We start from the raw sequence: 12,397 nt of genomic DNA on the forward strand, positions 1-12,397 counted from the left end.
GGGTCATAGACCGCCATTATCCAGAGGGCGAAATTCACCTGGTGCTCGACAATTACAGCACTCATAAACACCAGGCAGTTCGCAAGTGGCTCACCAAACGCCCACGGTTTCATCTGCACTTTACCCCAACGAGCGCATCGTGGATGAATCAGATTGAGACCTGGTTCGGCATTTTACATCGCCAGGCCTTGGAACGAGGCATGTTTCGAAGTGTAAAGGCACTCACGGCCGCAATTCACACATTTCTCGATGCTTGGAATGAAAACGCTAAGCCATTCAAATGGGTGAAAAGGGCAGAAGAAATACTGGAAAAAGCAAACCCCAAAAATAAATAGTTATAAACGACTCAAGACACTAGGTTCCCATACATCACGTACACGTTGCGACGGTCATCGCCCGGCGACTGTGTACACAATGGCGCACCATTGTGGCAAATCAACGCAACGACCCCAAATAGATGTCCGTCACCTCTGCTCGGTGGTGACCCAACAGTTCACTCACGCGCGCCTTGGCCTCCTTGTCCGACAACCCGGCCTCGCGAAACTCCAAATATCGGTCCCGCGCATATCCATGACGCAGGCCGTGTGCCGTGACCGTGCTCCCAGGCGGGCGGTGATGACGTATGTAATCCTGCACCTCACGGATCGCTTCATGGGTTTTCACGCCGGGGACAACGAACAGCTTTTCGCCGGGTCGTGCGTGCCGGACAGCCCGGGCCAGCACATCGTGCGCTTCTCCCCGAAGCGGGACATGCCGAATCAATCCTCCCTTGCCCTTGACCTCCAGCACGTTCGTCACCAGAGCCTGGCGCGCGTGCGCGACGTCGATCCGGTGTGCCTCATGAATTCTCAACCCCAGGTCCCGTGCCAGAATGAGCACGCTCCGAATGCGATCCGGGGCATCGTCGATGATCCGCAACTCCTCTGCTTTCCACGTCCGGTCACGCCCGCGGAAATTCCGGCGACCGATGTTCATTCGGAGGTTGAATGTCCGTGCGTCCTCCAGAGGGCGCTTCAAGCCGACCTGATCGGCAATCCAGCGGATCGCCGAAAGCTCGGTTTTGATGTGCGCCGGTGTTCGCCCGTTCGCCTGCATGTACCGCACGTATGCCTCCACGTGCTTGTCCTGCAAATTTCGCAGATTTTTCAGTTGAAACTGTGCACCAAGAAACTTCGCCAACCGTTGCCCGGCTTCCCGGTACCGCTCGCGCGTGCGAATGCTCCCCTGGCGCGTGTGACGAAACACCGCCCGCACCTGGTCCATCAGTGTCCTCTCCGTGCTCCCCATGATGAGGTTCCTCCAAAACGACCGTTACCATCGTCACTATCGTCACCACCCGCGAATTCCCCGCCTTGTGCCGTGACGGTCGATGACGATGGTGACGATAGCTTTCGTGCCTTTCGAACGTGCCAAGCCCCCGTCTCCGGTAGGTGGTTTCCGCCGAATTTCCGTCCGATCCGTTCGCCAACCGCTTGATTTCACGCCACTTTTCGGCTCCCGTCCGCCTCTGTCTCTGCCCGCCTCCGGCGCAGAGACAGAGGCGGACGCCCCAGCCTTCGCCATCTCTCGTGCCTGTGGTTAGCATGCATGCCACATTCCCGCTTCGCGGGTGTTTATCACGACGCCATTTGCCAATGCCGTCGTGATAAACCGTGGCCGCCCACGTACCCTGACGGGTGCTTGCCTCCGGCAAGCGGTGGGCGTCGTGCGCCGGGCTATGCCCTGGCGCCCATCACCGGCGACACCTGTCGCCGAACCGCCTGCTCTTCTCTTCACCTCCCTTCAAATGTGTGCCGTACGCCATGCCGTACGGCTCAAGTGCACCCCATTCCGGCCGTGTACGATTGGCCTCCACGACCGGAGATGTGAATGGTGCACCACGCCGGACACGCCATGCACCCATTGGCCAGAGTGCCTGCCGGCGTGTCTGCGCGTGGTCGGACCACCGGAATCGTGACCTTCCGGCGGACCTGCGCCCCCTTCAGACCGAGTCGTGATAGTCCGTTTCTCGGCCAAGTGAACTGGGGCGCCGACGCTTCCCCATGGCTTCCCCGAAAAGAAGCCATGCAAAAAGCACACGATGGGATCTGGTTGGATGTCCACAATCCCATCATGCGCTTATACATAGTGCCCGGCCACCGAACAGACTTCACATTCTTTGCATTCCACTCTGCGTGCCGTTAAGGGGTATCCCCTCGGTGCGACTCTGCTGTGGCCTTGAGGTACATATTGCGATTGATGTGAACCGCGATCGCGCTCGTCTCCGGCACACCCGGTATCGCATACAGCGCAAAATGCTCGTACCGCCCGATTTCCGCTCCTACATGGGATACGTTCTCGGATGTGAGAACATACGTTCTGTTCCCCCACGCCACGGCATGGGGAATCATGATGTTGCCCGTTCCCATGTCGTTCGCCGGCAGGTTTCCCGCTGAACCAGGCGAGGGGTTTCCCGACAAACTGGTTGCATCCGCATTCGCAGGGGTCCCTACAGGCAAAGGTGGTTGCGAAGATGCACCGGCCCCCTTCTGGCCAGTCCGGTTCGAGCTCCCCAAACCTTGCGCCGGTGATTCAGCATGCATCATGTTGTCCGTCTGCTTGCCGGACGGACCTGGTAGGTGCCCAGTCGCACTGTTCCACAGGTACACACCCGTCGCAATCATCAACACCGCCACCGCACCGATGCTCCCGCCCATCCACACCGGTTTTCTCGTCCCCGCGCGAATTGCCGGACGTGACGAAACCTCCGCCCGCACGATGGCATCACGCACGCGATCGCGAACGTGAGCGGGCATCTGTACTTCTCGCAAAGGTCTTAACCTTTCCTGTATGTGCTTTACGTCCATCCGGATTCCCTTCCTTCCCGCGGGTTGGGACGTCGTTCATCTGCCTCCACGAAGTCCTTCCGAAGTTTTTTGATGGCCCGGTGCAGGGTCACACGAACCCTGACCTCCGACCAGCCGAGAAGTTCCGCGACTTCCCGCACCGGACGGTCCTGAATCACACGTAAGATGACGACCTCCCTGTACGAAACTGGAAGATTCTGCAAAATGCTTTCCAGCTCGATTCGGTCCAACGAACGGTCGTCGCACGGTTGATCCGCCACGTGATCGAGCAGGACCTCTGCTTGGTTCCCCGCGCGTCTTTTCTTGCGGATCATATCCCGCGCGTAATGCCTGGCGATGGCCCACAGCCAGGTCCGAGGACTGCTCCGGTGTTCGAACTGGGGCCACGCTTGCAAAGCGCGCAAAAAGATCTCCTGCACCGCATCCTCCGCCAAGCCCCGGTCGCCGAGTGTGTACAGCACGTATTGGTAAATCTCGTTTCCGTATTGCTCCAACAGTTCCTGAATGGCACGCTTCGCCTCATGCTGAATGTCGGCCAACGGCATCCCTCACTTTGCACATAGATCGTCGTATCCGGCCGACCACGTGTTACACCGGCACATGAAAATGGATTCCTTGAGGTTGGTCATGCGCCATTGGCCCATCCACACTACGAAACCTAGTCAGTCGTCGTGTAACCATCCGGTCACCGTTGACGACTATGTTGACGAATGAACCGATGGAAGAGGTGTCGCCACGATGTCAAGAGCGGTTCTTACGGCTTTATTCGTTGCACTGGGATTGAGTATCGGGGCTGGAAAGGTGTTGATCGGCGAGTTCCACCTGAAAGACGCCATCGCAATCCGTGAAAGTATACCCAAACCCACCGCAGGAGCCATGGTGTTCGCAAAGAGCACGATGGTTCGGGATGCACAACCTTCTCAAGCCAAGTCGAAACCGGATTCGTCATCCATCGAAGGGTTGCCCACCATCCATGAGGTTCAGCGCGCGCTTTTCATTCCACCCGCACCAACCTCAGGAATTGTCGTCACGGTACTGCACACGTACCTGGTTCCCGACAACGTGGTTGAGAAACTCCTGAACGACCTGAACCACAACGAAGGCGTGCAGAATATACAGGACGCGGGACGAACGTACGCCGGACCCCCGGGTCTTGAATTGCAACGGACAAGCGGGAAGAATGTCGACGTCGTACTCGACCAAACGTCGCGCAACACGGTGGTGATCATGGACCCGGATGACCCAGGAAAAGCCCTACGTGTTGTAAGTCCTGAGGTGTACAACTGGTTGTCCGGCGGATGGAGAAACGACATCCCACAAGCTGGCCATGGGATGCTATGACGTTGTATCCCTTTTCAACGACGAGCGGGGTAACATCCTAAGACAACTGCACACACCGGCACGTCGCAAGGCCGGTGCGTGGCGGGCCCTTGGAAAAACTCATCAAACGCGGTTGAATCCTTGTACCCGCTTTGCAGAAAGATTCTTCAATGCATGTAGAAACGCTCGTCACACTTTGGCGATATATTTGAGCCGGTCCCGCTTGAACTGAATTTGGGTCCGTTGGAAAATTCCTTGGAAGAAAAGCCGGTTTAACATCGGCTCCAAACGGCATAGAATGTGGTCACGGAGGTGGTCACTATGAAAATGGTCAGCATCCGCGAATTCCGTGATCATTCCACAGATTACTTCCGGTCGAAGGAACCGCTTCTCGTCATGCGGGGTTCAAAACCGGCGGGTGTGTATCTTCCATGGGACGAAGCATTGCTTCCCTCAGATGATTTGAAACGAATTTTGTACGACCATCTGACCAAAGAACTGCAAAAGGAGATGGCGGATAAGGGTATTTCAGAAGAGGAGGTCATGGCCGACCTTGAAGCCCATCGAAAAGGTCGTCATTGACGCCAATGTCCTCCTCTCCATCGTGATGGGTGAACCCTTTTGTTGCCGTTCTAATTCATTTCGTTTAGAATAAATTAAACGTTGTATAAGGAGCCACACAGATGGACGATACCCTCAACATGGCCCGGCAACGACTCATGGAAGCCTTGGGACGGCAAAGCGCCTTTTGGGGTGTCGGTAAGATCACCGGTGAGATCTACGCCACGCTGTATCTTTCCGAACACCCACTGAGTCTGACCGAATTGGCCGATGCCCTCGGGGTCACGAAGGGAAACGTGAGCGTCGCCATCCGAACACTTGAGCAGCTCGGGATGGTCCGGCGTCTGCAACGCCCCGGGGACCGGCGCGTCTACTTCGAAGCGGAACCGGATTTCTGGCTCATCGCCCAGCGCGTTCTGGCCCGTCGCCAAAAGCCGGAGTTTGACGAGTCATTCCGCATGTTGGACGAGAGTATCCAAATCGCCGAGTCGGCCCATCCGGCACCGGAGCGGGACTTCATGCTGAAACGCATCAAGGCTTTGCAGGACTTCTACAACGAACTGGACCAGGTGGTGGCCTTGTTGTTGTCCGTGCATCCGAAGCGCATGTCCTGGCTTATCCGGTTGGCCGCTCGAATGTCGTCTCGCCGTGAAGCGGAGACCAAATACGACGTACATACACCTTAGTCATGGCTGATGTGATGTGAGAAACAGAAGTGGTCGAACTCACCACTTTCACATTTCGATGTTGTTTGCTCACGGTGGCTCACGAATCTGTTTTTCGATGACGGGAGTGAGTCGTCATGTTGGCTATCCTTTGGCTGTCGACAGGCGCTGTCCTCATTCTCACGATGCTTGCGGCCTTTGCCATTCCTTCATGGCCTCTGTTGGCGGTCTTTCTTCTCGCCTGCGGGGCAACCATCGGTTACCGGTTTACTCGAAGACAGGCCGTGCCCATGACAGCACTTGCGGGAACCCTGTGCCTTTGTGCCTACGATGTCGTGAGACTTATCGAAGTCGTGAATGTGGCCCACTGACTGGAACACAAGAGCCACAATCGACACTTCAGGCCAGTTTCACGCGAAAACGTTCTAAATACGTCACACAAAAAATTTGACGGAGGCACGTGCACCAGCACGCCCTCCGTTCATCACGTCCTTGTCTTCACAACATCCAGTGGGTTTACGCTCACATTCCATTTTCCACACACTGAAGTGTCGAACAAACACCACCGGCAAACCCGGCAGACACTCAATCACTCCACACGTGTTTTGTTCTCCACTCGCCCGCTTGGGGCTACTTACATGACGGCCTCCCGGACAAGCCGTCGCACACTCACAGCCCCCCCGTGAGGGGCCGTGCTGCCATGTATGAGATCATGGCAGTGAAAACACACCTGTTTCTTCTCGTCACCGCAGTAACGTGCCGGACAACGGTTGCGCACCCCGCCCCGGCACCTTCATCATACCACGCCTATCATGACCAGTCCAGAAGATTGGGCCAAGTCGATAACCAATTTTGCTTTCCCAGTGTTTTGCGATCCCTACCGGCGATCTCGTTGATAAAAGACTGCTTCACGGTTGTCGAAAACGTTCGCAGAAATGATCGACGGGGCCACTCACGGCCCCGCCAAGTCAGATATACCCGCGTGCGCGGATGCTTACGAACCGCCCGTCGCCAATCACCAGGTGATCCAACAGGTCTATCCCCATAATCTTGCATGCCTCGTGAACCCGGCGGGTCACCGCGATGTCCTCAGGACTTGGTTCTGGATCGCCCGACGGATGGTTGTGCGCGAGCAAAATGGCACTGGAATTCCCGAGTATGGCCGGCTTGATGATCTCGCGCGGATGGACGATGCTTGAGTCCAAACTGCCGATGCTGACCGTGTTGATTCCGGTCACGACGTGCTTTGTATTCAATAAGAGTACGACCACATGTTCCCGGTCAATCCCATCTAGACTCTCACGCAAGATATCGTACGCATCTTCCGCGCTTCGAATTTGCTTAACTTCTGACGCCATACTCCCCTCGCGCACCAACGCGATCCTCACCTTGGGTATTCTGTACCCCATGTTGAAACCTCCCGGACCGGCCGTGTGCCTCCATGGGCAGGCTCCCGCCCAAGGCAGGCGACCGGTCCCAGGAGGCACGGGGTACAGCCGGATCGGCACAAAACCGGCCGAAGCCGTACCTCCAACACGGACCGTCGATGTTGGATTTATAAAATGCAGGAATCGCACAGGCCCAACTCAATCACCAACATGTGTTGCAACAAACACTGTCTCGCCCACCGTGCCGGGTTCGCGTCCGCACTACATCCTTGCGATGTAGAAACTCCGGCGCATCAAGCGGAACCTCGCATTCGGAAAGATGATGTACCAGTCGTCCCCCATCTCGATCCGCCCATGCACGTATTGGGCACCGACCATGATGTCCACCCCGTCGCCACAGTGCAGGTCTCGTTCGTACTCCCCTGCATCGGAATGAAACTGCCACCGTTCAATGGCCTCGTTAAATCGCAAAACGCCACGCTTCACCAGCCTCTCGCCCTCCCCTCTAGTGTGCTGTCGCGCGTTGCGCGACGCGGGTACACCGCACTTCCGCCCGCGTCACGGCACCGGAAGTCCTCTGGTGTACGGCACGACGACTCCGTTCATCGTTCCAGAACGACGAACGCGATAGGCATGCCAGTCGGTGAGCGTTGTTCACCTCATGGTTCCATTGTCCGAGCCCCTGATGGATGGCACCACAGGATAGAAACGTCATTTTCGCGTCGGCCTGATAACCACGTTTCGATTGACCTGCTCATTATGAATGGTCAGGTCACTTGATTTTCCTTGATAAATCGCGCATTTTTTGTTCATGGGAGTCGTTTGAGTGTCAAACTGTGTTATATTCCTGGGCAGAGATCTCGAAAGGAGGATGTGGCCGTGGCCCGAGGTGAAGGGCAAATCATCCCGCGGGGTACGGCACGGGATGGACGGACACCTGCATGGCAGGTTCGCGTGTTTCTCGGCAGAGATGCGAACGGCAAAAAACGCTACGTGTATCGAACCGTACACGGCTCAGAGCGTGAGGCTAGAAAGGTCTTGCGTGAATTGCTCGCGGAACGGGACAAGGGAACCCTCGTCCAAGAGAGCAAGGATACCGTGGCGACGTATCTCATGCGTTGGTTGGAAACGCACAAGGCGGCCGTGAAGGAACGAACCTTCAACAACGATTCGGATATGCTGAAGCGTTACATTATCCCTTCGTTGGGGCCCATCCGCCTGACCAAATTGCGCCCTCTGGACATTCAGGAGACGTATGCAGAACTGCAACAAACGAGGGGACTCAGCGGAAGCACAATCCGGCGCGCGCATGCGGTCTTCCACAACGCTTTGCGCCAAGCGGTGAAATGGCAACTCATTCGGCAGAACCCGGCGGAGCTCGTCGACCTCCCGAAGGCCGAGACGACAGAAATGAAGGCCCTCAAACCGGAAGAAGCGGAACGGTTTCTTGAAGCGTGTGCCAGCGACCGCTATGGAACCCTGTTCATGTTCCTGTTGACCACCGGTGTCCGCCCGAGCGAAGCCTACGGACTGCTCTGGGATGAGGTGGACCTGGCCAACGGAACCATCTACATCCGGCGGGTGTTGACGCGCCCCAGAAGCGGAGGGTGGAAGTTCGAAAGCCCGAAAACCAAGAGCGGAATCCGGTCGGTCGTCATGCCGAAGGAAACCGTGGAGGCATTGCACGAGTGGAAGCGAGAACAAAATGCCATCATCCTCGCCTCGGGGGGCAACTACCACAACCATGGCCTGGTGTTTGCGGCTGAAAACGGCGAGCCCCTGCAAGAGCGCAACATCATTCAGCGCCACTTCAAACCGGTTCTGAGGGCCGCCGGACTCGACGAGAACATCCGTCTGTACGATCTGCGTCACTCCTATGCGACGTTAGCCCTCATGGCGGGCGTCCCTGTGAAGGTCGTCTCCTCGAACCTTGGACACGCAGACATCAGCCTGACGCTGAAGGTGTATAGCCACGTGTTCGCCGAGATGAAAGAAGAAGCTGCTCTGAAACTGAACGATTTCCTGTTCAGCAAGTCGTCGTACAAGAAGCGGGTGCGGTGATTGACTCGACGATTCCCCTCTCAAAAAGACTTATTTAATCCCAAGGGTGTCAAACGAGGCTCCAAAACCTTCGGAGCCTCGCTGTCTCACTCGATTAGATATAGGGTTATCTCCCAACTTTCAAAGAACGCAGGCCTATAGGATAATCCGGCCACGAAAGAAACACAGCCTACACTTACACCACTGAATTAAAAATCCTTTGATACCCCCGTCAAACCACGAACTCTCTGCTCTTTCGGGTCCACTGTGACGGTATTCTTCATTATGTTAGCCAAGCATCCAGGTACACTAGTGGTTTGCCCCATACACGACGGAGCTGAAGTACGTGTTCTTTTCACATAAACAAAATGTGCCTCAGTTGGGAACAACTTATAATTGTTCATGTCGCCACCCCTCATACGTTGTATTATCCTGTATTCCTGTAACCGTGATTCCATTCTGACTGACTGGAATCGCGATTAACTGCCCCTCCTTCACAAAAGCGTTGCTCCCACCTTCAACACTTTCCAGTAATGCCCTCTTGAATGAGTATGAATAAGGATTAGGCGCTGTTGAGGTAGCCAGTTGCTGTGGATCATACGGTTCGTTCAATTGGAGTTCCTGCTTAATATCCGTGAAGATGGCCTTTATTATACCGTACAATTCGTCATCTGGCTTTTCGATGTTTAGCCCAAGATCATTTTTCGCTTCCGTTCGGCTTATTGTATAATCATGACTCCCTGAATCACTGACCAAAAATGCAACAATTCGTTCGACAGTATCGCTATCCGATACCTGATACTTGAGCATTCGGCGTGCGAGCATCCTAATTTGGGAGGTAGCTCGAAACACGTTACCTAGAATCAAAGGATGAACAGAATCACATAACTTCAACAGCACTTGCGTAAAATCTGAACCATCGGATATTTTCATTTCCTCACGGGCTAATTCGATAAATCCTCGAACATCTTCTACACTTACAGGATATGTTATCCCGGCTTGACCGGGGATAGCAGGAGCCAGGGGATGATTCGTAATACTCGGATCAATAGGCCCTAGTGTCGCCTGCTTTGTCATTATGATCCTGTTTGCGCCTAGACACATCAATGTACCTGCACTGTGGGCACGCGATGGCACGATGACCTCAAGTTCATCGCAGAACTGGCGGATTAGACTGATGATACTCCAAGCGGCTGTAATGCTTCCTCCTCGTGTATAAAGAAATAATGAGATTTTGTCAGCTCTTTGGATAACGTCCAGGTGATCAACCATGTAGTCCAAAAATTCAGGGGAAATTTGGGTTTCCAATCCGCGTCGATCTCCAGTAACCATGACAATTAGACGAGACTCTCTAAGATGTTCAAGCTTTCGGTATAAGGCAATTCTATCCCTGTACATTGTCGTCTCATTTCGCCCCCAAAATCTCAACTGGTAACTTTTATTCTGCGTGAAAGCAAAACCTCCTTCCGATTTTATTATTAATAATAGTGTGAACACTCTATCCTGTCGGTGTTTCAACCTTCAAGCGCTTAAAACTGCTCAGATGCACCCTTTAACCCTCGCCTTTAAAACCCTTTGTCGAAGGGTATTTCAACGGCATAATCACGGTGAAGCCTGGCGGCGGAAAGATACACTCACGTCAGCCGAACACCGTCCCTCCCTGCTAAATTGCGCGGTGCGCTTGACGAAAACTCAAATCATGTTGACACCCATTTGACACCCAAAACGCCGAGCGAGGCTCCGACTGCTTCGGAGCCTCGCTCATTTTCCGCGCCGTTATGCGGTTTTTTTGGAGCCACCTCCCGGATTCGAACCGGGGACCTGCTCATTACGAGTGAGCCGCTCTACCCCTGAGCCAAGGTGGCAATTGGTAGCGGCGAGTGGACTCGAACCACCGACACCACGGGTATGAACCGTGTGCTCTGACCAGCTGAGCTACGCCGCCACTACTTTGGCGGAGAGAGAGGGATTCGAACCCTCGAGACGGGTTTAAACCGCCTACACGATTTCCAATCGTGCTCCTTCGACCAACTCGGACATCTCTCCACGGTACACTGGGGTATGTTCTCCAGCGACAATCGATATGGTAACACAGAACCCCGGTTTCGGGCAAGCCCGGTCGTCCAAAATTACCGAAACAAGGCGCACCCTATTTTCTCCAGCGTCCAATCGTGGTGAAACCAGCCATTAGGCTGCCTTGGGATAGCCTCCCGGCCGTACCGGCCAGCCGAACCGCGGGGCGGCGATGACACGTCATCTCCGCCCCGCGCGCATCCCTGCCCTCAGGACTCCGCCACAGGGACCTCCTGTTCAAGAAACGCCTCGTGAAGTTGACGCACTGCAGCATCCAATTGTACGGCAGGAATAATACACGAGACTTTGATTTCTGATGTGCTGACCATTTTTACCGGGATGTCCCCATCCGCGAGCACCTGGAACATCTTCGCGGCCACCCCGGGATTGCTGATCATACCCGCGCCCACAATGGACACCTTCGCAAGCCCTGATTCCGATACCAAATCCGTGTAACCCAGGTGGTCCTGCAAACCACGAACAATGCGCAGCGCTTTGTCGACATCGTCGTCTTTCACCGTGAACGACACGTCCACCTCGGCTTCCTGCACCACGCTTTGGACAATCACATCCACGTTGACGTTGTTGTCTGCCAGCGTGCCGAACACGGAAGCCAATCCGTGCCTTCCCACCGCCACACCAATCAACGCGATGCGGGATACCTCGCGCTCAAACGCGATGCCTGTGACGATGTGCCGTTGTTCAAATCCCTGTGCTGTCTCCGTCACCCAAGTCCCTTCTTCCTCCGTAAAACTTGACCGCACCACCAGTGGAACCTGAAACTGTTTCGCATTTTCAACCGCCCGCGGATGGAGCACCTGAGCGCCCAGGTTCGCCAATTCCAGCATTTCGTCATACGATACATGCTCCAGCTTCTTTGCGGTCTTCACCACGCGCGGGTCGGTGGTGAACACGCCCGTCACGTCCGTATAAATCTCACAGACATCCGCCTTCAACGCAGCCGCGACCGCGACCGCTGATGTATCCGATCCGCCCCGCCCCAAGGTGGTCACGGCATTCGCCGCAATGCCCTGAAACCCGGTGATCACCGGGACAATGCCAGCCCGAAGCGCGGCTTCCAACGCCTCCGTATCAATGTGTTCAATGCGAGCCGCTCCGTGCACGGGTTCGGTGGCAATCCCCGCCTGCCAACCGGTGAACGACTGCGCTCGAACACCGCGCATGTCGAGCGCCATGGCAACCAATGCGGCCGACACCTGCTCTCCCGTGGCCAGCAGCGCATCCATCTCTCGCCCTTCCGGATGAGGCGTCACTTCCTTCGCCAATGCAACCAATTCATCGGTGGTATGTCCCATGGCGGATACCACCACCGCCACTTCGTGGCCCTCTCGCCGCGCAGCGGCAATCCGATCCGCGACCGCTTGAATGCGTTCGACAGACCCGACCGAGGTTCCGCCATACTTTTGAACCATCCGCACTGCTGCCCACTCCCAGACGTTTTCTATCATGATAAAGCACCGTGCAGTGTACGTAAAGCGGGCCT

At 55.5% G+C, this 12,397-nt stretch carries 12 protein-coding genes and 3 tRNA genes; 6 read left to right on the forward strand and 9 right to left on the reverse strand.

The annotated features are described in order from the left end of the window. Positions 1-335 (forward strand): IS630 family transposase (locus G463_RS0111080; RefSeq protein WP_026975223.1); only part of this gene is annotated, 335 nt, incomplete at its 5' end. Positions 336-435: 100 nt separating this feature from the next. Here G463_RS0111080 and G463_RS21790 read toward each other — a convergent pair. Together G463_RS21790 and G463_RS20055 are read right to left on the reverse strand one after the other, a co-directional pair. Continuing rightward, positions 436-1,287: a tyrosine-type recombinase/integrase gene (locus G463_RS21790; protein ID WP_051322217.1), complete on the reverse strand. Its 852-nt coding sequence runs from the start codon at positions 1,285-1,287 to the stop codon at positions 436-438. Positions 1,288-2,836: 1,549 nt separating this feature from the next. Next, the gene (locus G463_RS20055) at positions 2,837-3,385 is read right to left on the reverse strand and encodes an RNA polymerase sigma factor (protein WP_169725469.1); all 549 of its coding nucleotides are present in this window, start codon (positions 3,383-3,385) and stop codon (positions 2,837-2,839) included. Between the two features lie 199 nt (positions 3,386-3,584). Between G463_RS20055 and G463_RS0111100 the strand changes: the two genes are divergently transcribed. The 4 genes from G463_RS0111100 (at position 3,585) to G463_RS0111115 (ending at position 5,763) form a co-directional block, all read left to right on the forward strand. Then, positions 3,585-4,187: a hypothetical protein gene (locus G463_RS0111100; protein ID WP_026975225.1), complete on the forward strand. Its 603-nt coding sequence runs from the start codon at positions 3,585-3,587 to the stop codon at positions 4,185-4,187. 300 nt (positions 4,188-4,487) lie between these two features. After that, positions 4,488-4,748: a hypothetical protein gene (locus G463_RS0111105; protein ID WP_035486978.1), complete on the forward strand. Its 261-nt coding sequence runs from the start codon at positions 4,488-4,490 to the stop codon at positions 4,746-4,748. Positions 4,749-4,849: 101 nt separating this feature from the next. Further along, positions 4,850-5,413, forward strand: a complete 564-nt coding sequence (locus G463_RS0111110; protein WP_026975227.1) for a GbsR/MarR family transcriptional regulator — start codon at positions 4,850-4,852, stop codon at positions 5,411-5,413. A 116-nt stretch (positions 5,414-5,529) separates the two neighbouring features. Further along, positions 5,530-5,763, forward strand: coding sequence for a hypothetical protein (locus G463_RS0111115; RefSeq protein WP_026975228.1), 234 nt, complete (start codon positions 5,530-5,532; stop codon positions 5,761-5,763). A gap of 597 nt (positions 5,764-6,360) precedes the next feature. On the opposite strand, the gene G463_RS0111120 is transcribed toward G463_RS0111115, so the two are convergent. Together G463_RS0111120 and G463_RS0111125 are read right to left on the reverse strand one after the other, a co-directional pair. After that, positions 6,361-6,801 carry a JAB domain-containing protein gene (locus tag G463_RS0111120; protein WP_026975229.1) on the reverse strand — a complete coding sequence of 147 codons (441 nt, stop codon included), beginning with the start codon at positions 6,799-6,801 and terminating at the stop codon, positions 6,361-6,363. 240 nt (positions 6,802-7,041) lie between these two features. Next, a complete protein-coding gene (locus tag G463_RS0111125) occupies positions 7,042-7,266 on the reverse strand; it encodes a DUF5348 domain-containing protein (protein WP_026975230.1) in 225 nt (74 codons plus the stop codon). Positions 7,267-7,659: 393 nt separating this feature from the next. Here G463_RS0111125 and G463_RS0111130 point away from each other — a divergent pair, with 393 nt between their 5' ends. Beyond that, positions 7,660-8,841 carry a tyrosine-type recombinase/integrase gene (locus tag G463_RS0111130; protein WP_026975231.1) on the forward strand — a complete coding sequence of 394 codons (1,182 nt, stop codon included), beginning with the start codon at positions 7,660-7,662 and terminating at the stop codon, positions 8,839-8,841. A gap of 369 nt (positions 8,842-9,210) precedes the next feature. Here the strand turns inward: G463_RS0111130 and G463_RS0111135 are convergent, their stop codons facing one another. The 5 genes from G463_RS0111135 to G463_RS0111155 all read right to left on the reverse strand — a co-directional run bounded on the left by G463_RS0111135 (position 9,211) and on the right by G463_RS0111155 (position 12,326). Then, complete coding sequence (locus tag G463_RS0111135) at positions 9,211-10,218, reverse strand: SDH family Clp fold serine proteinase (protein WP_026975232.1); 1,008 nt, start codon at positions 10,216-10,218, stop codon at positions 9,211-9,213. A gap of 392 nt (positions 10,219-10,610) precedes the next feature. Continuing rightward, positions 10,611-10,685 (reverse strand) — tRNA-Thr (locus G463_RS0111140). 3 nt (positions 10,686-10,688) lie between these two features. Further along, positions 10,689-10,765: transfer RNA gene (locus G463_RS0111145), tRNA-Met, on the reverse strand. A gap of 7 nt (positions 10,766-10,772) precedes the next feature. Then, a tRNA-Ser gene (locus G463_RS0111150) sits at positions 10,773-10,866 on the reverse strand. Positions 10,867-11,102: 236 nt separating this feature from the next. Further along, complete coding sequence (locus tag G463_RS0111155; RefSeq protein ID WP_245575893.1) at positions 11,103-12,326, reverse strand: aspartate kinase; 1,224 nt, start codon at positions 12,324-12,326, stop codon at positions 11,103-11,105. Positions 12,327-12,397: the final 71 nt, after the last annotated feature.

The organism is Alicyclobacillus contaminans DSM 17975 (assembly GCF_000429525.1).
GTDB lineage: Bacteria > Bacillota > Bacilli > Alicyclobacillales > Alicyclobacillaceae > Alicyclobacillus_A > Alicyclobacillus_A contaminans.